Consider the following 20,995-nt stretch of genomic DNA (forward strand, 5'->3'; position numbering starts at 1 on the left):
TGACCCACGATTGCGAAAGACGCCGGGCCCGTCCGGGAGGAGCCGACCAAGATCTTCTCCCAGATCTCTCCCAACCGATCACCGGAGACGCGGCAGGGGCCTGATCCTCACCGAGAATCAGGCCCCTGCCTGGTACTTCACCGTCGGGCTGGCGGGATTGGAACCCCCGCTCAGTCCACCCGCCCCAGCACCACCGGCGAAGCCGCAAACTCCGTGCCCGCAGGGGCGATGTCGAACGACCCCTCCGTAGCCTCCAGCGCGTACCCGAACCGGTCCGGGGTGTCCGTGTGGAGGGTCAGCAGAGGCTGGCCCGCGACCACCGTGTCGCCCGGCTTCGCGTGGAGCTCCACGCCCGCCCCCGCCTGCACCGGGTCCTCCTTGCGGGCGCGGCCCGCGCCGAGGCGCCAGGCGGCGATGCCGATGTCGTAGGCGTCGAGGCGGGTGAGGACGCCCGATGTGGGGGCCACCACTACGTGCTGCTCGCGGGCGACAGGGAGAACCGCGTCCGGGTCGCCGCCCTGGGCGGCGATCATGCGGCGCCAGACGTCCATCGCGGAGCCGTCGGCCAGCGCCTTGGCCGGGTCGGCGTCCTTCAGGCCGGCCGCGTCGAGCATCTCGCGGGCCAGGGCGAGGGTCAGCTCGACCACGTCCGCCGGGCCGCCGCCTGCCAGGACCTCGACGGACTCGCGGACCTCGAGGGCGTTGCCCGCGGTGAGGCCGAGCGGGGTGGACATGTCGGTGAGCAGGGCGACCGTCTTCACGCCGTGGTCGGTGCCGAGGCCGACCATGGTGGAGGCCAGCTCACGGGCGTCGTCCAGCGTCTTCATGAAGGCGCCGGAGCCGACCTTCACGTCCAGCACCAGCGAACCCGTGCCCTCGGCGATCTTCTTGGACATGATGGACGAGGCGATCAGCGGGATCGCCTCCACCGTGCCCGTCACGTCGCGCAGCGCGTACAGCTTCTTGTCGGCCGGGGCCAGGCCGTCACCGGCCGCGCAGATCACCGCGCCGACGCCGTCCAGCACGGAGAGCATCTCCTCGTTGGAGAGCAGCGCGCGCCAGCCGGGGATGGACTCCAGCTTGTCCAGGGTGCCGCCGGTGTGGCCGAGGCCGCGCCCGGACAGCTGCGGCACGGCCGCGCCGCACGCGGCGACCAGCGGGGCCAGCGGCAGCGTGATCTTGTCGCCGACACCGCCCGTGGAGTGCTTGTCGGCGGTCGGGCGGGACAGCGTGGAGAAGTCCATGCGCTCGCCGGAGGCGATCATGGCCGCGGTCCAGCGGGCGATCTCCCTGCGGTCCATGCCGTTGAGCAGGATCGCCATGTTGAGGGCGGCCATCTGGTAGTCGGCGACCTCGCCGCGGGTGTACGCGTCGATGACCCAGTCGATCTGCTCGTCGGTCAGTGCGGCGCGGTCCCGCTTGCTGCGGATGACGGAGATGGCGTCCATGGCCAGGGAGTTCCTTCCGGGAGGTGCAGGTGTACGGCCCCCCTGCTCGCGAAGCGAGCAGGGGGGCCGCACGGACTTACTTGGTGAGATGGTCCGGGCCGAACGCCTGCGGCAGCATCTCGGAGAGCGGGAGGACGCCCTCGGGAGTGTCCAGCAGCAGCGAGGGCCCGCCGAACTCGTAGAGGAGCTGGCGGCAGCGGCCGCACGGCACGAGGAGGGCGCCGGTGCCGTCCACACAGGTGAAGTGTGTCAGGCGCCCGCCGCCGGTGCGCTGGAGGTGCGAGACGAGCCCGCACTCGGCGCACAGGCCGAGCCCGTAGGAGGCGTTCTCCACGTTGCAGCCGGTGACCGTGCGGCCGTCGTCGACCTGGGCGGCCACGCCGACCGGGTAGCCCGAGTAGGGGGCGTAGGCGTGGGCCATCGCCTCGCGGGCCTCGGCGCGCAGCTTCTCCCAGTCGAACGAGTCAGCCGCCTCGGTCACTTGCCCTGCCCCTTCCGGTACCGCATGCCGTCCGCCTTCGGCATCCGCAGCCGCTGCGCGGACAGCGACAGCACCAGCAGCGTGACGACGTACGGGGTGGCGCCGACGAAGTCGCTCGGGACCTCGTCGGTGAACAGGTACCAGGCCAGGACCAGTACGGCCATGACCGCGCTGAGCCCGCCCTGCCAGAACGCCTTGCGGTACAGCTTCCAGCCCGCGAGGGCGGCGAGCAGCACGACCAGCAGGAGCAGCAGCGCGTGCACGGTGACACCGCCGTTGCGCAGCTGGAGGGCGTCGGAGTAGCCGAACAGGCCCGCGCCCATGGCGAGACCGCCCGGACGCCAGTTGCCGAAGATCATCGCGGCGAGACCGATGTAGCCGCGGCCGCCGGTCTGGCCCTCCAGGTAGGTGTGCGAGGTGACCAGCGCGAGGAAGGCGCCGCCGAGTCCGGCGAGGCCGCCGGAGATGGCGACGGCCGCGTACTTGTACTGGTACACGTTGACGCCGAGGGACTCCGCGGCGACCGGGTTCTCGCCGCAGGAGCGCAGCCGGAGGCCGAACGACGTCCGCCACAGCACCCACCAGCTGCCGACGAACAGCAGCACGGCGAGGATCGTGACCACGGACACGTCGGTGACGATACCGCCGAGAATGCCCGCGATGTCGGAGATGAGGAACCAGTGGTGTTGCTCGACCGAGTGCAGCGCGTCGGACAGGCCGGGCACGGTGACGTCGCCGAGCGACTCCGCGGGCGGGGACTGCTTGGGGTTGCCGCCCGCCTCGACGGCCGGGCCCTCGGCGAAGAACAGCTTGGCCAGGTACTGGGTGGCGCCCAGCGCGAGCAGGTTGATCGCCACACCGGAGACGATGTGGTCGACACCGAAGGTCACCGTGGCGACCGCGTGCACCAGGCCGCCGAGGACACCGAAGCCGATGCCGCACAGCAGGCCGAGCCAGGGGCTGGACTGCCAGCCGATCCAGCCGGCGCCGAAGGTGCCGAGGATCATCATGCCCTCGAGGCCGATGTTGACCACGCCGGCCCGCTCGGACCACAGGCCCGCCAGGCCCGCCAGGCCGATCGGCACCGCGAGCCCGAGGGCCGCGCTGACCTGGCCCTCGGAGGTGAGCTGGTCGGCACCCGTGATGACGCGCACCACGGCCACGAGCAGCAGCGCACCGCCGACGATCATGAGGATTCGGGCGAGGGAACGGCCCGAGGGCTGGGCGGCGTCGTCCGCCTTGGGCGCCGCGGGCGGCGGCGCGTCCGTCATCGTGGCGGTCATCACGCCACCTCCTGCATCTCGGTCGGGGCGGCGGCGCGGGCGGCCAGCTCGGCGCCGACCCGCTGCTGCTGGCGCTTGAGGCCGTAGCGGCGCACGACCTCGTAGGCGATCACGACGCACAGGACGATGACGCCCTGGATCACGCCGAGGATCTCCTTGTCGTAGCCCTGGAACTCCAGGTGGTTGGTGGTGCGCTCCAGGAAGCCCCACAGGAGGGCGCCCAGCGCGATGCCCACGGGGTTGTTACGGCCGAGCAGCGCGATGGCGATGCCGGTGAAGCCGATGCCCGCCGGGAAGTCGTTGCTGAACTGGTGGCTGTCGTTGAGCAGGGTCGGCATGCCGATGAGGCCGGCCACCGCACCCGAGATGACCATGCTGGTGGCGATCATCTTCTTCACGCCGACACCGCTCGCGGCGGCGGCCGTCTCGGACTGGCCGACGGTGCGCAGGTCGAAGCCGAACCGGGTGCGGCCGAGCACGAACCAGTAGCCGATGCCGACGATCACGGCGACGACGATGAAGCCCCACAGGATGCCGGCCGGGCCGGTGTCGATCTGGAAGAACCAGGAGGACTCCGGCAGCGGCTTGGTGGAGACCAGCGTGCCCGCCTTGTCGAGCTGGCCGAGCTGGCCGGGCTGGAGCAGGTAGCCGATGATCGCGGTGGCGATCGAGTTCAGCATGATCGTGGCGATGACCTCGCTGACACCGCGGGTCACCTTGAGGATGCCCGCGATGGCCGCCCACAGGGCGCCGGTGACCATGGCGGCCAGGATGATCAGCGGGATGGCGAGCCAGCCGGGCACCGTCAGCGCGCCGCCGAGGACGGCGGCGACGAACGCGGCGAGCCGGTACTGGCCGTCGACACCGATGTTGAACAGGTTCATGCGGAAGCCGATGGCCACCGCGACACCCGCGAGGTAGTACGTCGTCGCCTTGTTCAGGATGTAGACCTGGCTGTCGGCCGCGAAGCCGTACGTCACCATGTCGCTGAACGCGGCGCCGGGGCTCTTGCCGGTGGCGAGGATCACCAGGGCGGTGACGAGGAGCGCGGCGACGATGGCCAGCAGCGGCGCCGCGATCCCGAGGAGCAGCCGCTCCTTGTCGATCCGTGAGGTCAGCTTGTTCATCGCGCGTCGTCCTCTATGTGCTCCAGGTGGCCGGAGGCCGCTCCCGTCATGGCGGAGCCCAGCTCCTCGGGCGTGATCGTGCAGGGGTCGGCGTCGGCGACCAGGCGGCCGCGGTACATCACCCGCAGGGTGTCGGAGAGCCCGATCAGCTCGTCCAGGTCGGCGGAGATCAGCAGGACCGCGAGTCCGTCGCGGCGGGCCGCGCGGATGTAGTCCCAGATCGCGGCCTGCGCGCCGACGTCCACACCACGGGTGGGGTGGGCGGCGATGAGCAGCTTGGGGGCGTGGCTCATCTCGCGGCCGACGATCAGCTTCTGCTGGTTGCCGCCGGACAGCGAGGCCGCGGTGACGTCGATGCCGGGGGTGCGCACGTCGTAGTCGGCGACGATGCGCTCGGTGTCGGCGCGGGCGGCCTTCGGGTCGAGCAGGCCCCGGCGGGAGTTGGGGCGCTCGGTGACATGGCCGAGGATGCGGTTCTCCCACAGCGGCGCTTCGAGCAGCAGGCCGTGGCGGTGGCGGTCCTCGGGGATGTAGCCGATGCCGGCCTCGCGGCGGCGGCGGGTGGGGACGTGGCTGACGTCGGCGCCGTCGAGGACGACCGTGCCGGCGTCCGGGGCGCGCATGCCCATGATCGCCTCGACCAGCTCGGACTGGCCGTTGCCCTCCACACCGGCGATGCCCAGGACTTCGCCCTTGTGGATGGTGAAGGAGATCTCGTCGAGGATGACGCGCTCGATGCCGTCCAGGTCGGTCTGGGCCAGGTGCAGCCCGGCGACCTGGAGGAGGGCGATGTCCGTGACGGTGGACTCCTCCGTCTCCGGCGTGGGCAGTTCGCTGCCGACCATCAGCTCGGCGAGCTGCTTGGGCGTGGTCGTGCTCGGCTCGGCCGTGCCGACGGTGGTGCCGCGCCGGATGACGGTGATCTCGTCGGCGACCGACAGCACCTCGCCCAGCTTGTGCGAGATGAAGATGACGGTCAGGCCCTCGGCCTTCAGCTCACGCAGGTTGTCGAAGAGCGCGTCGACCTCCTGGGGCACCAGTACGGCCGTGGGCTCGTCCAGGATCAGGGTCTTGGCGCCGCGGTAGAGGACCTTGAGGATCTCCACGCGCTGGCGGTCGGCGACACCGAGGCGCTCCACGAGCACGTCGGGGCGGACGCCCAGGCCGTACGCGTCGGAGATCTCCCTGATCTTCGTACGGGCCTTGCCGCCGATGCCGTGCAGCTTCTCCGCGCCGAGGACGACGTTCTCCAGCACGGTGAGGTTGTCGGCGAGCATGAAGTGCTGGTGCACCATGCCGATGCCGCGCGCGATGGCGTCACCGGGGGTGTTGAAGGTGACCTGTTCGCCGTGGATGGTGATGGTGCCCTCGTCCGGCTGCTGCATGCCGTAGAGGATCTTCATCAGGGTGGACTTGCCGGCGCCGTTCTCGCCGCACAGGGCGTGGACGGTGCCCGCGCGGACGGTGATGTCGATGTCGCGGTTGGCGACGACGCCGGGGAAACGCTTGGTGATGCCGCGCAGTTCGACGGCAGCGGGAGGGCTGGACGCGTTGATGGCGCACTCTCCTCGGGGAAGGGGGATGCGGAGGGAGGGAGGGCAGGCGTCGGCGACGCTAGCGCGGCAACTCGGCACTACACGCGTAGAGTTGACACATTGTTATGGCCCGGCGGGGAGCGCGCTTACTGGCGCCCCCACGCCGAGCCGAGGTCCTGAGGACCGGTCGGGCTACGGGGTCGTCTTGACCTTGATGGAGCCGTCGACGATCTTCTTCTTCGCGGCGTCCAGCTTGGCCTGGATGTCGTCGATGAAGCCGCCGCTGGTGGACAGCGAGACGCCGTCCTTGGCGAGGGAGTAGCTGTTGACGCCGGCCAGCGACTTGCCGTCGTGGACGGACTTCACGAAGTCGAAGACGCCGAGGTCGACGTTCTTGACCATCGAGGTGAGGATCGAGCCCTTGTACTTGGCGAGACCCGGGATGTTGTACTGGTCCGAGTCGACGCCGATCGACCAGGCGCCCTTCTTGCCGCTGACGGCCTCGATCGCACCGTTGCCGGAGGAGCCGGCGGCGGAGTAGATCACGTCGGCGCCGTTGTCCAGCATGCCCTGCGCGGCTTCCTTGCCCTTGTCGGGGCTGGCGAAGCCGGAGGTGTCCGTACCGTGGCTCAGGTACTGGGATTCGACCTTGATCTTGGGGTTGGTGTCCGTGACGCCCTGAATGAAGCCCGCCTGGAACTTCTTGATCAGGGGGACGTCGACACCGCCGATGAAGCCGACGTGCGACTTCTTGGTCTTCAGCGCGGCCGCGACACCGGCCAGGTAGGAGCCCTGCTCCTCGGTGAAGGTGATGCTGTCGACGTTGGGCGCGTCCACGACCGAGTCGACGATGCCGAAGCTGGTCTTGGGGTACTTCTTGGCGACCTTGCCCATGGACTGCGCGTACGCGTAGCCGACACCGACGATCGGGTTGTAGCCCGCGTCGGCCAGGTCGGAGAGGCGCTGCTCGCGGTCGGCCTCGGTGTCGGTGGTCTTGGCGGTCAGCTCCTTGACGGAACCGTCGAACTCCTTCGCGGCCTTGTCGGCACCGCGCGCGGCGGAGTCGTTGAAGGAGCGGTCACCGCGGCCGCCGACGTCGAAGGCGAGGCCGATCTTGATGCCCTTGCCGTCACCGGAGGAGGCGGAGTCCTTGTCGTTCTCGGAGGAGGTGCTGCCACAGGCCGTGGCAGTAAGGGCGAGAGCTGCGGTCGCTATACACGCAGCGGAAAGCTTGGCTACCCGGCGCACGGGAAGGCTCCTTCACCTGACCTGAGCGCCATGACGGCGCTTGATGGAAGCGCCTGACGACGCCCCGGCCGAGACGCCCCGGCGGCGTCGGCTTCGCGGCATCGTAACGCGCGTAGATGTCAGAAAAACACCTCTCGGGCAGCTGTTATCGAACCGAGGCAAACGGCACTTGAACTCGATCTACCAAGCCTTGGGCCCCCGTGTTTCGGGGCGGATACGAATGGCCTGCGGATGTGTTGCGCGGACGGCCCCCGCATGCCTGCGGGTGCCGTCCGGACACTGCTTCGGCGGTCGGTCAGACCTCGGGCGACGCCATCAGGGCGGCCGCGGTGAAGAGTTCGACGCCGACCGTGATCGCGTTCTCGTCGGCGTCGAAGTCGCCCTGGTGCAGATCGCGTACGGTCCGCTCGCCGGGCCTGCGGACGCCGAGGCGGGCCATGGCGCCGGGGACGTGCTCCAGGTACCAGGAGAAGTCCTCCCCGCCGAGGCTCTGCTCGGTGCTCTCCACCGAGTCAAGACCGCAGCGGGTGACCATCGCGCGGCGCAGCAGCTCGGCGGTGTCGCGGTCGTTGACGACCGGCGGCACCCCGCGCACATAGGTGATCTCCGACTTGGCGCCGTGCAGGGTGGCGACCTCGTCGATGGCGGCGTGCACGACGTCGGGGGCGTCCCGCCAGGCGTCGAGGTCCAGGCAGCGGACGGTGCCGGAGAGTTCGGCGTGCTGCGGGATGACGTTGGGGGCGTGGCCCGACTCGATACGGCCCCAGGTCAGCGCGAGTCCGCTGCGGGTGTCGACGCGGCGGGCGACGAGCGCGGGCACGTCGGTGGCGACGCGGGCGGCGGCGGTGACCAGGTCGGTGGTCAGGTGCGGGCGGGCGGTGTGACCGCCGGGGCCGTCCAGGGCGACGTCGAGACGGTCGCAGGCGCTGGTGATCGGGCCGTGCCTCAGGCCGATCCGGCCGCACTCGACCTTGGGGTCGCAGTGCAGGGCGAGGATGCGGCCGACGCCCTCCAGCGCGCCGTCGGCGATGGCGGTCAGGGCGCCGCCGGGCAGCTGCTCCTCGGCGGGCTGGAAGATCAGCCGCACCGGGCGGGACAGCAGGCCCTTGGCGTGCAGGTCGGCGAGGACCAGGCCGGCGCCGAGCACGATGGTGGTGTGCACGTCGTGGCCGCAGGCGTGGGCGCGGTCGGGCACGGTGGACCGGTACGCGCAGTCCTTGGTGTCCGGGATGGGCAGCGCGTCGATGTCGGCCCGCAGGGCCAGGAGCGACACGTCGGAGCGCACGCCCTCGGTGTGCCCGATGTCGCAGATGAGCCCGGTTCCGGTGACCAGGACACGGGGCTTGAGCCCGGCCCGCTCCAGCCGCTCCTTGATGGCGGCGGTGGTACGGAACTCCTGGTTGCCCAGCTCGGGGTGCATGTGCAAGTCACGGCGGAACGCCACGAGTTCGGCGTGCAGTGACTCGCTGAGCGCGCCGGGGAGCACAGCACCGGGGAGGTCGGCCACGGTCTCTCGGGTCATCAATCGGTTCACCCTCTGAAGGGTAGGACGCCCGGACGGTCAACTGACCCTCGATCAACAAAAGTTCAGCCCGTGAGAGTGAAGAAAATCTGACCGGCGGACGCATGGCGGTGGACTGGGTTGGGTAAAACCTTTCTTTCTCCTTCCACGGATACCATGCCTCCCGCTCTCGCGCTCGGTTTGTCCGCGGACCGGACCCTTGTGGCGCGGCGGCGCCGGTAGGGTGCGGCGGCGTGACCGACAGCACCGTGGACTTCCTGCACACCACCCGCTCGTCCTACGACGCGATCGCCAAGGAGTACGCCGAGAGGTTCCCCTCGGGCCTCCCCCACCCCCTGGACCGCTCGCTGATCAGCGCTTTCGCCGAGCTGGTGAAGGAGAACGGCCCGGCCCCGGTGGCCGACCTGGGCAGCGGGCCCGGGTTCGTCACCGCCCTGCTGGACAGTCTGGGCGTCCCGGTGTTCGGGGTGGACCTCTCCCCCGCGATGGTGACCCTGGCCCGCGAGGCCCACCCGCGGCTGCGCTTCCACGTCGGCTCGATGACCGCGCTGGACCTCCCGGACGCCACCCTCGGCGGCATCCTGGCCCTCTATTCCACGATCCACGTGCCGGACGAGTCCCTCCCCCGGGCCTTCGCCGAGTTCCACCGCACCCTGCGCCCCGGCGCCCCCGTCCTGCTGGCCTTCCAGACCGGCGACGCCGACCACATGCACCTGACGGAACGCTTCGGGCACGAGATCGACCTGGACTACTGGATGCGGTCCCCGGCGGCCATCGCCGCCCGCCTCACGGAGGCGGGCCTGAGCCTGGTCGCGTCCGTGGTCCGCGAGCCGCAGGGCGAGGAGTCACGGGCGCGCGGGTTCGTACTGGCGCGGAAGGACTGAGCCCTCAGGTCCCGCAGCGGGCCGCCGTGCTGGCCGAGCGCGGCCGCGAGTACGTCGATGGTGTCCAGGGCGCTGCCCGGACCGAAAGGCCGCGCTACCGGCTGGCTGACTGAAGGCCCCGTTGTTGAGCTATTGAACAGTGGGGCCTTCTTACATGCCCTTTATGGACGTGGGCGGCAGAGTCCGTCATGGTCAGCGGGTGGAGCGGATCATCACGGTCAGGACCGGGGATGCCATGGACGGCTGGCTGTGCCCGAGGTCCTCGTATCCCCACGACCGGTAGAGGGCGTGCACCTTCCCGTCTCCGGCTTCGGCATTGACCATGAGCGTGACGAACGGCTCGTCGCCGGTGAGGAGGAGCGCGTCGTGGACGGCGCGGGCGGTGCCGGTCTTCCTCCAGCTCGGCCGGACACCGATCTCCTTGATGGCCAGCGCAGGGCTCGCGGTGTACTTCACCGGCGGCTCGGGGTTGGTGCGCTGCCAGTACCGGTCACCGTGATGGATGCGGTTGCCGTAGGCGTACCCGACGGGCTGGCCGCCCGCATAGGCCATGACGGCACTGAAGCCCGGTTCAGCACCGTGGCGGTCCAGGCGCTCACCGAAGGCGTGGACGGCGTAGTTCGGCAGGTGGAGGAGGGGTGCGCGTACTTCGGCGTAGACGTCGATCAGGTCAGCGCGGACGTTGTCGAGCACCGTGAACGTGCGGAGTTCGATGGCTGGTGCCGTGGTCATGCGCAGGCCCTCCAAGTGGCGGTGTGCTCTGTCCAGGACTGCGCGACAGGAGTATCGGGCGCGGTGGCGCGCAGAGCCGCGCCGAACTCCGTCAGCATCCTGGACACACGGGCGTGCTGGGTAGCGGCAGTGGCGGGAACCTTCATCGCCGAGACGACCGCCGCGTCGGCATCACCTTGGGCGAGCTGGGAGTGCGCGAGCCGTGTCGTGGTGATGGCGCGGGAGCGCTCCATGTGGGGCCGGAGCGCAGCGAGACACTGGTGGGCGTGGTACTCCGCCTTTTGGTGGTCGCCGCATGCCAGGTATGCCGAGAGGGCCAGGGAATGCATTTCGGCTTCGTCGTAGAAGGCGAGCATCCAGACGGGCCGGGGGGCCGCGGGGTCAGCTCGCTCCATGGCTTCGTACGCCTCATTGAAGGCGCGCTTGATGCCGCCGGGGTCGTGGGCGGCACCGTGGATGGCGGCCTGCCGGGCCAGGCCGAGCGAGGCGAAGAGGGGGTCACGTCGGGTGATGCGCAGGTTGCGGGCGACATCGTTCGCGGCGAAGGCGTCGGCAGGGCGGCCCATGTGCCGGTACATGGTCCCCGCGTGGCTCCAGATCCTGAACTTGAGCGCCTGGTCGCCGCTCATCTCAGCGAGGGACTGCGCCTCGTGCATGTGCTGCTGCGCGTTGGCGTACCGGCGGCCGTCGATTGCCGCCCACATCGCCGAGGAGCGGAATGCGGCTGCGGCGGCGTAGAGACTGCCCCGCACGCGCTGGCTGGCGCTTCCAGCGCTCTGCAGATTCAGTGCCTCACTGGCGAGGCCGGTGGCGCGTTGCTCGATGTCGAGCTGCCCACCGTAACGGTGGTCGCTGGCGATGACTTCCGCGAATCGCTTCTGTAGGCGCTCAACGTCACTCATGCCGATTCGGCGGAGGGCTGCTGTTCCAGGGGATGCTGCGGCTGCGGCGGCGGCAGCGATCCCGCCGACCATGGTGCGGCGCTTCATATCGTGGTCCTCCTGGGGTGGGGCCGGGCGGGTCTTGGCCTGGCCCCGTGGCACGAACCCTAAGGCGATGGCGGACAGGCCGGTAACCGCTTCAAGGGCTTGGCGGGTGGCCGCGTTTGGCCACTTGACGCGCCCGGCCTTCCAGTCACGAACCGACGAGCCGTCAAAGCCGCTGGGTCGGCCCGTTAACCGCTCCACGGCCTCATTCACCTTGTCGGCAAAGGAGTTGGCGCTGTAGCCGTGCTCCTTCATCCACCCCGCAAGAGCGGCGTTGTGCGCGGTGTCCATATACGCACCGTAGCCCCACCAGTCGATTCCGTCAGGTAAAGCGCAAGCCAAAGCCCCCTAGGGGAGACGCTGGGGAAACCATCGCATCGCCCTAACTGCCTTGAACAGATTGGCGGTTGTCTAGTTACTGGCCGCTCGTTCCCGAACAAGCGGGCGGTGTCCGTCCCGTGCACGCCACGAGGCGGGACGAGCAAGCGTGCACATCTCTCCGAAGGCGTGATGATGCGTTCTGATCCGAGTCTCCAGCAGCCGGCTCCGTGCCCCCACGCGGTGCATGCCGCGGCCACCCCGGCGAAACCGCCGGCGGTGCCGTGGCAACCCATCAGGGCCGTGAATGGCGAGCCGGCGTGGACGGGAGCCCTCCTGCGGGACGAGCAGGCGGTCGCCGACGCCCGGCACATGGTGCGCAACGTCCTGACTCGCTGGCGGCTGGAATGGCTCGCGGACGACACCGCCCTCGTCATGACCGAGCTGGTCGCCAACGCGGTCCGGCACGCATGCGGACATGTCGTCCGCGTCACCATCACCCTCGTGCACGGTTCCGGCGTCCGCGTGTCCGTCACGGACGAGAGCGTGGAGCTGCCGGTGGTGCAGCCAGTCGATGTGCTGGCGGAGTCTGGCCGGGGCCTGCACCTGGTCGAGGCGACTGCCGCACGGTGGGGGGCGGTCCCCTTCACCTGGGGCAAGCAGGTCTGGGCGGAGGTGGCCAGCCGATGAGGCGCCGCCGCACCAAGGCCGTGGAGGGGTGGCTGCTCGCCGCCGCCACCCTGGGCGAGCAACGTGCCCGGAAGGACTGGTCCGACGGCGGCCCCGCTCTGTTGCGGTGCGGTTCCCGGTTCGCCGTTGCCAGCGTGCCGGTCGCCCTCATCACGTTCGCGGCAAGCAGCATGTCCGTCTCTGCACAGGACGCCTATCTCGCCCGGACACTGCGCGGCACGCCGTTGATCCGGTCCCGCGACGGGCGGGAAATCCACGCCCTGCTCCGGCCGGACGCCCTCGCTCACTGCGATGTGCCCGGCACCGAGTGCCTGGGCAGGGACCACTTCTTGGGCGTACCCCGGCCTGATCTCGTGGGGTACCAGCGACGGGCAGTGCCGTACTGGGTGGTGCCGATGACCCGGCCGGGCGCACTCGGCTGCATCCGACCGGTGGCGCACATGATCGCTCGGGGGCGGAACCGCATGACGCAGCAGGAGGGGACGTCATGACGGACCACCCGCGAGCCGCCCCCGACAGGGCGCAGATAGTGCAGACCTATGAGGCCGCGACGGCTTGCACGGGACCGCAGGACGGGGAACTGCTTCGAGACCCGCTGATCGACCACGTGGGGAAACTCGCGCGAGAGGTCGAGGCGCTGGCGCCCCGCATGAGCCCGGAGATGCGGCTCCTCACCAAGCGCGTGCTCACGCTGGCAACCGAGGCGGTGTGCGCCACGCGCACCGGGGGGTCCGAGCGCGACGAACACCTGCGCCTGTTCGATCTGGCGGTCGCCTCGCGCTCCCTGCTGGCTCTCCGGGAGCGGCCGGGCCCGCTGGAGAACAGCTCTGCCGAGCACCACGGGCGCAGTGACGATGCCCCACGTGAGAACGAGACCCGAGGCGGTAGGCCGTGCCCGCCCCCTCACGAGCGAGAGGTGCACTGATGGCGGCATCGTTTCCCCAGCGCAGCGTCGATGCTGATCGGACGCTTCCGGCGATCGAGCCCGTGCTGTTCACGAAGCCTATTTACGCCGTCCAGCCCGGTGACGTGGCAGGGGACATGGGTCCGTTAGCCGACCGTACCCGCCAGATCGCCCACCTGATGGCCGGCGAGCCGCTGCATCTGCCGCTCGGCGGGGCCTTCTTCGACGTGGTCGTCACCACCAACGGACCGGAGGCATCGGCCGCCATCGGCCTGCTGGACGAACTCCAGCGGGCCGAGACAGATGGGCCGGAGGCGTGCGGCCCGGTGATCGAGGACCCGGAGCTGGCCCTGCTCTACTGGCTCGTGCCTCCCGGCACCAGCGCCCAGTGGCCGCCGTGCGGCTACGCCATCTGCTTCGGGCAACCCCATACGATCACGCTGCCACCGCTGGCGCAGACGGGGCCGCCCGGAATCTACTGGCGGCGCCCCTGTCGCGCGGACCGCCTGATCCCTGGCGCCCCGCTGCGGGACCTACTGGACCGGTATCAGCCTGCGCCGGTGCCGCACGACGCGACGCTCGGCCCGGTACTGGCCACGAACCCCTGATCTCCGCGCGCGGCCCCCCGTCCGCGCGCGGTCCCCACTCCCTGCCGGATGCCGAGGCCACATCCAGGCCCCACCGTGCAGGCGACCCGGCTCCGCTCCTTGTTCTTGCGGGGCCAGTACATACCGAAAGGATGCAAATGCGCACTTCAACGGCAACCGCGGTTCTCCTCGCTTCGGGGGTCTACGCCGTCGGCCTCGTACGGCGCGAGGTTCACGAACGGCGGAGGCAGGAACTCACCATGGCCGAGATGCACCAGCGCCTCTGTGCCGACACCGCGACCGACTTCCCCGACGAGTACGGCTACGGCGATCTGTCGCCCACGGAGAGGTCCGCGTTCATCCACGCCAACCGGACGCTGTCCCTGGTCGGGGTGAAGTACAGGGTCGGCCAGCTCTCCGACCGAACGCTGGAGGTGGTGGCCAAGGCGATGATGAGGAGGCCCTCCATGCAGATGTACTGGGCGCAGAACGGCTCGCTCCGCGACCAGGAGAGCCAGGACCGCGTAGACCGGCGCTTCCACACGATCGTGGACAAGGAGTACGCCGACGCCCACGCCCGCACCAAGTGACACAGCGGGCGCTGACCACGCCCCCACGTACTCCCACTCGGGTCGGGTCGACCCAGCCAGGTAGTCCCCGACCCGAGCGGGCCGTCCCATCCGCACAAGCAGAGGAGAACGCTGTGAGCGTACCTTTCCCTGAGCCCGGCCCGACCCCGCCGGTCGACGCCCTGCCGGCGCTCGTCCGGATGCTCATCACCGACGACCAGTTCGCCAGTTGCCGCACCACGGTGATGGACGCCAACCCGGACATGACCGCGACCATGGCCGGCCGCATCGTGGACGAGGGCATCAAGTTCGTGGCCGCGTGCTCGCACAACCCCGGCCTCGGCCTCGCGCCGTCACGGATCGTGGACGAGGGCTGGCACGCCCTCATCCTCCACACGGCGACGTACGCCGAGCTGTGCGAGCGGCTGGGCGGCACCTTCGTCCACCACCATCCGGGGTACGACCCGACGAACTACGATCCGTCGATCCTGGACCGGTCCCGCGAGAAGATCGGCGAACTCGGCTGGGAGGCGGACCCGGAGCTGTGGGGGCCGCCGTCGGACGAGACCCTGGTCTCAGTGGCGGCCAAGTGCCAGCACGCGCCGGACTGCGCGATCCGCCCCATGCCGAAGCCCGAACCGCCCAACCACCCGTAGGATCGGGGGCCGGAGGTGCCTAGATGACCGAGTGGATCGATCCCCGGTACGTAGAGCTGGTGAAGACGTGGAAGCAGTCGCAGGAACCAGACTCCCGTGATCCGGGGCTGCGACCAGCTCGGGGGTTCATCATCACGCCCCACCCGAGCCCAGAGTCCTGATCGCACCACCGCGGCCGCCCTCGTCACCACGACGAGGGCGGCCGTTCCGCTTCCGCCCAACTTCCTCTGTGCCGCACGGGCGGGGCCAGCTCCGATGCCGGGTGTAACAGATCGCTATGGGTGACGTTTGGCATGTAGAGACTCTCGGTTCATGTCACCCCCTAGCGCGGTTTCCGGAGGAAACGGTGTCGACAGCGATAGCCCCCCAGCAGGACTCCCTCTTCGCGTGGCTCAAGGACGAACCGGCGCCCTCCTCGCAGAAGATGAAGCCCGAGCCCGAGCGGAAGGCCGCTCCCCCGCCCAAGGAGCCCCCGACGGAGAAGAAGCGGCCGGCCCGGAAGAAGAAGGACGACCCCTCGCACGTGTGGGTGGTAGCGGCCGAGGTCGAGGTCGAGCCAAAAATCGCCGAGCTGGCCGACAGCGAGGGCCGCTTCAAAACCCCGGAGGGGATGCGCGTTGACGCGCTGGAGGTGTACTGCCGGGGCTGCCGACGCCCGTACGGCAAGGTCCTTGGCGAGGACTGCGCCGCCAAGATCGACAACAAGCACCTGATCGGTGGCGACCAGAGCGTGCGCGCGAAGCGGAAGGATGCCCCAGCGCCTCCGAAGAACGCCCGGTACATCCCCGGCGGACACATCAACCGGCGCGGAGTCGACGCCTACCTGAACGGGGTGTCCCGCCCTCCCCGCTGACCGCGCTGGGTCAGGTCCACTGGACGGCGGGCCTCGCCGCGACAGCCGTCCTGTTCATCCTGGCAGGCATCTTCCTGCGGCCGACCCCAGCGTCCCGCGCCGGACGCACATCCTGCGCGGCGTGCTCGGTGCCACCGGCTACCACGGGCTCATCGACTGCGCGTTCACCCTGTCCATCCCGCTGGGTGGATCGCGGTGTTCACCGGCGTCGGTGGCGTCGGCCTGCTGATGGCGTCGCCTCGTGACACCGCCTCCGAGGGCAAGGCCGCTGACCAGCGGTGAGGGCGGAAGAGGTGAACCTCGCGGACGGACCGGGCCTCAGGTCCCCGGCACCACCGTCGTCAGCCGGTGCGTGTCGCGGGCCGTCCCCGTCACCCCCGACAGGAAGCCCTGGGCCCGGGGGGAGGCGTGGGCGGTGAGCCAGGCGGGGTCTATGTCGCAGACGGCCACCCGGACGCCGGTGCCTTTCAGGGCGAGGGGCAGGGTGTGGACGACCGTGGAGGGGAAGCTCAGCACGGTGCCGCCGATGGGGCCCCGGCGGGCGATCAGTTCCAGGGGGAGGTCGGGGCGGACGACCTCCAGGCCGGTCTCGGTGGCCAGGCGGTGCAGTTTCGGGGTGCTCTCGCGGCGGTGGGCGAAGTAGCGGGTGGCGCCGTGGGCCTTGGCCAGGGCCTGGACGGCCGCGAGGTAGCGGTCGGTGTCCACCACACCGGTCTCCACCAGGGAGGTGCCGACCAGGTCGGCGCTCCTGGTGACGCGGGGCGGGCCGAAGCGGGCGCGGGTCCAGGCGAAGTCGTTGGCGGTGACCGTGACACCGGCCGGGGTCTCGGTCACCGGCATCGCGGAGAAGACCTCCACCCGCCGGCCGCCGCTCGGGGTGAGGCGGCGCCGGGCGGTGGCGGCGACCGGGGCGAAGAGCAGGTCACGGGGTCCGGGCGGGCCGCCCTTGCGGTGCCAGCGGACCAGGCGTTCACCGCGGGCGAGCTGGGCGACGAACTCCATGGTGGCGGTGCCGTCGTCCACCACGACCAGCTCGGGCGCGCGGGTGATGGTGAGCAGGAGCTGTACGTAGCGGGAGAAGGGGTCGCCCATGACGATCCGGCCGGCCCGCCGCAGCGCCCCGGTCAGCGCGCCGACGGTGCGGAACGGGGCGGTCGCGCCGCCCCGCGCCTCCTCCCAGCGCACCTCGTACCCCTCGTCCCGGGCGAGGTCGGCCATCCGGCGCAGCTGGCCCCGGGTCATGGGGTCGGTGGGGGCCAGCACGACGAGTGTCAGCTCCGCCCCGGCCCCCTCGCGCGCGGGCACCCCGCCCGCGTGGGCCCACTCCAGTACGTTCAGCAGCTGCACCGGGCTCTCCACGAAGGCGAGCGTGCGGGCAGGGGGGCCGGGGTGTCCGGCGCGAGGGCTCATGGGGGTGCGACCGTCCCGTCGTAGAGCAGTCGGGCGAGTGGGGTCAGACCGCGACCGGCTCGCCCGCGGCGGCGGCGATCTCCGCCTCGGCGACCACGCCGGAGACCCGGCGCAGCTTCTTCATGGGGCCCAGCTCGGAGTCGTAGACCTTCTTGACGCCGTCGCCGAGGGACGCCTCGACGGCGCGGATGTCGCGGACCAGGCGGACCAGGCCCTGCGGCTCGACGGAGGCGGCCTGGTCGGAGCCCCACATGGCGCGGTCGAGGGTGATGTGGCGCTCGACGAAGACGGCACCGAGGGCGACGGCGGCCAGCGTGGTCTGCAGACCGGTCTCGTGGCCGGAGTAGCCGATCGGGACGTTCGGGAACTCCTTCTCCAGCGTGTTGATCACGCGGAGGTTCAGCTCCTCGGCCTTGGCCGGGTAGGTGGAGGTGGCGTGGCAGAGCAGGATGTTCTCCGAGCCGAGCACCTCGACCGCGTGGCGGATCTGCTTCGGGGTGGACATGCCGGTGGAGAGGATCACCGTGCGGCCGGTGGCGCGCAGGGCGCGCAGCAGCTCGTCGTCGGTGAGGGAGGCGGAGGCCACCTTGTGGGCGGGGACGTCGAACTTCTCCAGGAAGGCGACGGCCTCGGTGTCCCACGGGGAGGCGAACCAGGCGATCCCCTTCTCCTTGCAGTACGCGTCGATCTGCCGGTACTCGTCCTCGCCGAACTCCACGCGGTGGCGGTAGTCGATGTAGGTCATCCGGCCCCAGGGGGTGTCGCGCTCGATGTCCCACTGGTCGCGCGGGGTGCAGATCTCCGGGGTGCGCTTCTGGAACTTCACGGCGTCGCAGCCGGCCTCGGCGGCGGCGTCGATCAGCTTGAAGGCGTTGTCGAGGTCGCCGTTGTGGTTGATGCCGATCTCGCCGGTGACGTAGACCGGGCGGCCGGGGCCGGCCTCGCGGGAACCGAAGCTGCGGACGCGGGAGTTGGTGCTCATCAGGGTGTTCCTTACTTGCTGTGGGAGGTGGGGAGAGGTTCGGGGAGAGGTTCGGGGAGGGAGTCGGGAAGGGAGTCGAGGGAGGGGCCGAGGAGCCAGCCCGCGATCTCCCGGATCGCGCCGTGGCCACCGGGGACGGTGGTGACGGCGCGGGCGGCGCCGCGTACGGCGTCGTGGGCGTCGGCGACCGCGACGGGCCAGCCGACGAGGGCCAGGCAGGGCAGGTCGTTGACGTCGTTGCCGGCGTAGAGCACCCGCTCGGGGGCGATGCCCTGTTCCTCGCACCACTGCTTGAGGGCGAGGTCCTTGCGGTCGATGCCGTGCAGCACCGGCAGCCGGAGCTTGCGGGCGCGGGCGGCGACGACGGGGTTCTGCTCGGTGGAGAGGATCAGCGTGGGCAGTCCGGCGCGGCGCAGCGCGGCGATGCCGAGCCCGTCGCCCCGGTGCACGGAGACGAACTCGCGTCCGTCGGTGTCGATCAGCACCCGGTCGTCGGTCTGGGTGCCGTCGAAGTCGAGGACGACGGCGTCGACGTCGTCGAGGGTGGGCAGCGCACCGGCCGGGGCGGTGTCGAGCAGCGGGGCCAGGGCGCGGGCGCGGGCCAGGTCGTGCGGGTCGTCGATCTCCAGCACACGGGCCGGGTCGGTGCGGACCAGTTCGGTGCGGCCGAAGAAGCGGTGCTCGTGGGCACGGAAGCCGGTGACGTCCATCGCGTAGGCCGCGCCGGTCTCCAGCAGGTCCTGGGGGCGGTCCTGGCGGCGGGGGCGTACGGCCTTGTCGTGGTTGACGCCGAAGCCGCCCGGCCCGTCGAGGTTGCCGGGGGTGCCGTCGCGCCAGACGAAGCCGTGGAAGGGGGCGACGGTGACGGCGGTGTCCGCGCCGTCCCGGGCGACCGCCTCGGCGACCCGGCCGATGTCGTCGGCGAGCAGGAAGGGGCTGGTGCACTGCACGAGCAGCACCACGTCGACCGTGGTCCCGGCCCGCTCCTCGAAGGTGTCGAGGGCGTGCAGGACGGCTGCCTCGGAGGTGGCGGTGTCCCCGGCGATGGCGGCCGGGCGGGTGACGACCTCGGCGCCGGCGGCGCGGGCCGCCGTGGCGACGGCCGCGTCGTCGGTGGAGACGACGACGTCGGTGACGGCGCGGGCGGCCAGGCAGGCGCGCACCGCGCGGGCCACGAGCGGGACGCCGCCCACGCGGGCGAGGTTCTTGGCGGGCACCCCCTTGGAGCCGCCGCGCGCCGGGATCACGGCGAGCACCCGGCGCGGCACGGCTCCTCGTTCGGCGGGCCAGTGGGTCATGGGTAGCGCTCCTTGAGAAGTGGTCGGGGTGTTCACAGCTCGCCCATCCGCCGGATCACGGGGGCGACCCGCTGGACGCCGTGCCGGTAGGCGCCGCGGGCGGCCCGGCGCACGATCTGCCGGACGGGTCCCGGTTCCGCGCGGGTGGCGGGGGTGCCGGGCAGCGGGGCGCCGTCGGGGCCGAGGTGGTGGCGGGCGAGGATGCCGGGCAGATAGCCGGGCGCGGTCTCGGGGGTGTAGTAGGGGTTCAGCGGCGCCGCCGCGCCGGACCGCTCCAGCAGGGCGGCGATGCGGGCGCGGGCGGCGTCGAAGGCGGTGGCGTACGAGCCCTCTCCGGCGGCGACGCCCTGCCGGTCCAGCCAGCCGGGGTCCGGCTCCGGGCGGTACCCGGCGTCCAGGCGGTCCCAGGAGGTGAGGCAGCCGGAGCCGAGGAAGTGGTGGTTGCCCAGCGCCTCGCGCACCCCGAGGTCGGTCAGCACGGCCGTGGGGATACGCCGGTGCAGGGACTCCAGGGCGGCGGTGGAGCTGACGGTGACCAGCAGGTCGGTCCGGTCCAGCACCTCGCCCATGTGCCCGTACACCAGATGCAGGTTGGCGGGCAGCTCCCGCCCCCGGACCAGCTTCTGGTACGGCAACTCCTCGATGTGCGTGGTGTGTTCTCCGGGCTTGGAGCGCAGCTTGAGCAGCACCTCGCGCTCGGGGTGGCGCCGGGCGTGGGCGATGAGCCTCTCCAGCAGGTAGGTCCGGTCCGCGCGGTTCTCCGGCACGGAGGGCTGCGCGGCGAACGTCACGGTGTAAGGCGCCCGTTCACCCGCGTACGCCTCCCCGCCGAGGAACGGCAGCGCGACCTCGGTGACCGCGCCGGCGTCCGCGCCGACCCCCTCGTACACGGCCCGGAACCGGTCCGCGTCCTGGGCCGAGTTGGCGAGGACGAGGTCGGCGCCGTGCCGCAGCAGCAGGCCGTCGGCGAGCTTCTCGTAGACGACACCGACATAGCCGGTGACGACGACCGGGCGCGGGCCGCTGCCCCAGGCGTGCCGGAGGCCGTGCAGCATCGCCTGCACACCGCCGCCGACCAGGGCGAGGACGAGGATGTCGTAGGACTCCCCGGTCATGGCGCGCAGGAACTCCGCGCCGGTGACCTCGCGGAGCGAGTCGGCGGTGGCGCCGGTCTCGGCGAGCTGGCGCGGCGTCGGGGTGGCGCGGCCCCGCAGGAGGTAGCCGTCGAGCCGTCCGGCAGCGGCGGGAGCGATACGGCGCGCGGTGAGCGCGCCCCACTTCCACCGGGTGTCGGAATCGGCGAGGACGGCGATCCGCGGGGACTTCGTTGCACTGGCTGGCACACCGAGGACGCTAGGAAGCGATTCGTAGGTCCCGCCCAACCCGAACTCAACAAACGGTTAACAGCACATCGACGAATGGGGATTCGGGCCCGGATCGGGGCTGGGGAAAGCCCGGTTCACTGCTTCGCCACGCGTCGTT

Annotated in this window: 21 protein-coding genes; 8 read left to right on the forward strand and 13 right to left on the reverse strand. The window is 70.9% G+C overall.

The window, feature by feature from the left end:
* Nucleotides 1–170: 170 nt before the first annotated feature.
* The 7 genes from ACIGA3_RS23905 to ACIGA3_RS23935 all read right to left on the reverse strand — a co-directional run bounded on the left by ACIGA3_RS23905 (nt 171) and on the right by ACIGA3_RS23935 (nt 8,644).
* Nucleotides 171–1,454 carry a thymidine phosphorylase gene (locus ACIGA3_RS23905; protein ID WP_399719285.1) on the reverse strand — a complete coding sequence of 428 codons (1,284 nt, stop codon included), beginning with the start codon at nt 1,452–1,454 and terminating at the stop codon, nt 171–173.
* A gap of 70 nt (nt 1,455–1,524) precedes the next feature.
* Nucleotides 1,525–1,929, reverse strand: a complete 405-nt coding sequence (locus ACIGA3_RS23910; RefSeq protein ID WP_399719103.1) for a cytidine deaminase — start codon at nt 1,927–1,929, stop codon at nt 1,525–1,527.
* The gene (locus ACIGA3_RS23915) at nt 1,926–3,212 is read right to left on the reverse strand and encodes an ABC transporter permease (RefSeq protein WP_399719105.1); all 1,287 of its coding nucleotides are present in this window, start codon (nt 3,210–3,212) and stop codon (nt 1,926–1,928) included. Before ACIGA3_RS23915 ends, ACIGA3_RS23910 begins: the two co-directional genes overlap by 4 nt.
* Entirely contained in the window at nt 3,212–4,339 is a 1,128-nt protein-coding gene (locus tag ACIGA3_RS23920) for an ABC transporter permease (protein WP_399719108.1), read from the reverse strand. The genes ACIGA3_RS23915 and ACIGA3_RS23920 overlap by 1 nt, the downstream gene beginning before the upstream one ends.
* Nucleotides 4,336–5,922 (reverse strand): ABC transporter ATP-binding protein, encoded by a 1,587-nt coding sequence (locus tag ACIGA3_RS23925; RefSeq protein ID WP_399719287.1) that lies wholly within the window; start codon nt 5,920–5,922, stop codon nt 4,336–4,338. The genes ACIGA3_RS23920 and ACIGA3_RS23925 overlap by 4 nt, the downstream gene beginning before the upstream one ends.
* Nucleotides 5,923–6,066: 144 nt before the next feature.
* The gene (locus ACIGA3_RS23930) at nt 6,067–7,122 is read right to left on the reverse strand and encodes a BMP family protein (protein WP_399719110.1); all 1,056 of its coding nucleotides are present in this window, start codon (nt 7,120–7,122) and stop codon (nt 6,067–6,069) included.
* A 295-nt stretch (nt 7,123–7,417) separates the two neighbouring features.
* Complete coding sequence (locus ACIGA3_RS23935) at nt 7,418–8,644, reverse strand: M20 family metallopeptidase (RefSeq protein ID WP_399719113.1); 1,227 nt, start codon at nt 8,642–8,644, stop codon at nt 7,418–7,420.
* A 233-nt stretch (nt 8,645–8,877) separates the two neighbouring features.
* Between ACIGA3_RS23935 and ACIGA3_RS23940 the strand changes: the two genes are divergently transcribed.
* Nucleotides 8,878–9,528: a class I SAM-dependent DNA methyltransferase gene (locus ACIGA3_RS23940; RefSeq protein WP_399719116.1), complete on the forward strand. Its 651-nt coding sequence runs from the start codon at nt 8,878–8,880 to the stop codon at nt 9,526–9,528.
* A gap of 192 nt (nt 9,529–9,720) precedes the next feature.
* On the opposite strand, the gene ACIGA3_RS23945 is transcribed toward ACIGA3_RS23940, so the two are convergent.
* The gene (locus ACIGA3_RS23945; protein ID WP_399719119.1) at nt 9,721–10,260 is read right to left on the reverse strand and encodes a GNAT family N-acetyltransferase; all 540 of its coding nucleotides are present in this window, start codon (nt 10,258–10,260) and stop codon (nt 9,721–9,723) included.
* On the reverse strand, nt 10,257–11,537 hold the full coding sequence (locus ACIGA3_RS23950) for an XRE family transcriptional regulator (RefSeq protein ID WP_399719121.1): 1,281 nt from the start codon (nt 11,535–11,537) through the stop codon (nt 10,257–10,259). The genes ACIGA3_RS23945 and ACIGA3_RS23950 overlap by 4 nt, the downstream gene beginning before the upstream one ends.
* Before the next feature lie 330 nt (nt 11,538–11,867).
* Here ACIGA3_RS23950 and ACIGA3_RS23955 point away from each other — a divergent pair, with 330 nt between their 5' ends.
* The 7 genes from ACIGA3_RS23955 (at nt 11,868) to ACIGA3_RS23985 (ending at nt 15,823) form a co-directional block, all read left to right on the forward strand.
* Nucleotides 11,868–12,254 (forward strand): ATP-binding protein, encoded by a 387-nt coding sequence (locus ACIGA3_RS23955; protein WP_399719124.1) that lies wholly within the window; start codon nt 11,868–11,870, stop codon nt 12,252–12,254.
* A complete protein-coding gene (locus ACIGA3_RS23960) occupies nt 12,251–12,745 on the forward strand; it encodes a hypothetical protein (RefSeq protein WP_399719127.1) in 495 nt (164 codons plus the stop codon). Before ACIGA3_RS23955 ends, ACIGA3_RS23960 begins: the two co-directional genes overlap by 4 nt.
* The gene (locus ACIGA3_RS23965; RefSeq protein WP_399719130.1) at nt 12,742–13,179 is read left to right on the forward strand and encodes a hypothetical protein; all 438 of its coding nucleotides are present in this window, start codon (nt 12,742–12,744) and stop codon (nt 13,177–13,179) included. Before ACIGA3_RS23960 ends, ACIGA3_RS23965 begins: the two co-directional genes overlap by 4 nt.
* Nucleotides 13,179–13,766 carry a hypothetical protein gene (locus ACIGA3_RS23970; protein WP_399719132.1) on the forward strand — a complete coding sequence of 196 codons (588 nt, stop codon included), beginning with the start codon at nt 13,179–13,181 and terminating at the stop codon, nt 13,764–13,766. The genes ACIGA3_RS23965 and ACIGA3_RS23970 overlap by 1 nt, the downstream gene beginning before the upstream one ends.
* Nucleotides 13,767–13,903: 137 nt before the next feature.
* A complete protein-coding gene (locus ACIGA3_RS23975) occupies nt 13,904–14,335 on the forward strand; it encodes a DUF6082 family protein (protein WP_399719135.1) in 432 nt (143 codons plus the stop codon).
* A gap of 179 nt (nt 14,336–14,514) precedes the next feature.
* Nucleotides 14,515–14,970: a glycine-rich domain-containing protein gene (locus tag ACIGA3_RS23980; RefSeq protein WP_399719290.1), complete on the forward strand. Its 456-nt coding sequence runs from the start codon at nt 14,515–14,517 to the stop codon at nt 14,968–14,970.
* A gap of 346 nt (nt 14,971–15,316) precedes the next feature.
* A complete protein-coding gene (locus tag ACIGA3_RS23985; protein ID WP_399719137.1) occupies nt 15,317–15,823 on the forward strand; it encodes a hypothetical protein in 507 nt (168 codons plus the stop codon).
* Nucleotides 15,824–16,141: 318 nt separating this feature from the next.
* Here the strand turns inward: ACIGA3_RS23985 and ACIGA3_RS23990 are convergent, their stop codons facing one another.
* From ACIGA3_RS23990 to ACIGA3_RS24005, 4 genes are read right to left on the reverse strand one after another with little or no spacing between them, the layout of a single operon-like run.
* Nucleotides 16,142–17,233, reverse strand: coding sequence for a hypothetical protein (locus tag ACIGA3_RS23990; RefSeq protein WP_399719140.1), 1,092 nt, complete (start codon nt 17,231–17,233; stop codon nt 16,142–16,144).
* 43 nt (nt 17,234–17,276) lie between these two features.
* Nucleotides 17,277–18,215: an N-acetylneuraminate synthase family protein gene (locus ACIGA3_RS23995; RefSeq protein ID WP_399719143.1), complete on the reverse strand. Its 939-nt coding sequence runs from the start codon at nt 18,213–18,215 to the stop codon at nt 17,277–17,279.
* 11 nt (nt 18,216–18,226) lie between these two features.
* A complete protein-coding gene (locus tag ACIGA3_RS24000) occupies nt 18,227–19,513 on the reverse strand; it encodes a cytidylyltransferase domain-containing protein (RefSeq protein ID WP_399719146.1) in 1,287 nt (428 codons plus the stop codon).
* 32 nt (nt 19,514–19,545) lie between these two features.
* Nucleotides 19,546–20,856 (reverse strand): DUF6716 putative glycosyltransferase, encoded by a 1,311-nt coding sequence (locus ACIGA3_RS24005; protein ID WP_399719148.1) that lies wholly within the window; start codon nt 20,854–20,856, stop codon nt 19,546–19,548.
* Nucleotides 20,857–20,995 lie beyond the last annotated feature (139 nt).

Source organism: Streptomyces sp. NPDC085596, from assembly GCF_044541565.1.
Taxonomy (GTDB): Bacteria; Actinomycetota; Actinomycetes; order Streptomycetales; family Streptomycetaceae; genus Streptomyces.

Excerpts from the sequence above, each read along its gene's own strand:
- ACIGA3_RS23915 (WP_399719105.1), bottom strand. The coding sequence starts at position 3,212 with ATGACCGCCACGATGACGGACGCGCCGCCGCCCGCGGCGCCCAAGGCG.
- ACIGA3_RS23995 (WP_399719143.1), bottom strand. The coding sequence starts at position 18,215 with ATGAGCACCAACTCCCGCGTCCGCAGCTTCGGTTCCCGCGAGGCCGGC.
- ACIGA3_RS23990 (WP_399719140.1), bottom strand. The coding sequence starts at position 17,233 with ATGAGCCCTCGCGCCGGACACCCCGGCCCCCCTGCCCGCACGCTCGCC.
- ACIGA3_RS24000 (WP_399719146.1), bottom strand. The coding sequence starts at position 19,513 with ATGACCCACTGGCCCGCCGAACGAGGAGCCGTGCCGCGCCGGGTGCTC.
- ACIGA3_RS23975 (WP_399719135.1), top strand. The coding sequence starts at position 13,904 with ATGCGCACTTCAACGGCAACCGCGGTTCTCCTCGCTTCGGGGGTCTAC.
- ACIGA3_RS23950 (WP_399719121.1), bottom strand. The coding sequence starts at position 11,537 with ATGGACACCGCGCACAACGCCGCTCTTGCGGGGTGGATGAAGGAGCAC.
- ACIGA3_RS23920 (WP_399719108.1), bottom strand. The coding sequence starts at position 4,339 with ATGAACAAGCTGACCTCACGGATCGACAAGGAGCGGCTGCTCCTCGGG.
- ACIGA3_RS23945 (WP_399719119.1), bottom strand. The coding sequence starts at position 10,260 with ATGACCACGGCACCAGCCATCGAACTCCGCACGTTCACGGTGCTCGAC.
- ACIGA3_RS23970 (WP_399719132.1), top strand. The coding sequence starts at position 13,179 with ATGGCGGCATCGTTTCCCCAGCGCAGCGTCGATGCTGATCGGACGCTT.
- ACIGA3_RS23960 (WP_399719127.1), top strand. The coding sequence starts at position 12,251 with ATGAGGCGCCGCCGCACCAAGGCCGTGGAGGGGTGGCTGCTCGCCGCC.
- ACIGA3_RS23980 (WP_399719290.1), top strand. The coding sequence starts at position 14,515 with ATGCTCATCACCGACGACCAGTTCGCCAGTTGCCGCACCACGGTGATG.
- ACIGA3_RS23965 (WP_399719130.1), top strand. The coding sequence starts at position 12,742 with ATGACGGACCACCCGCGAGCCGCCCCCGACAGGGCGCAGATAGTGCAG.
- ACIGA3_RS23935 (WP_399719113.1), bottom strand. The coding sequence starts at position 8,644 with ATGACCCGAGAGACCGTGGCCGACCTCCCCGGTGCTGTGCTCCCCGGC.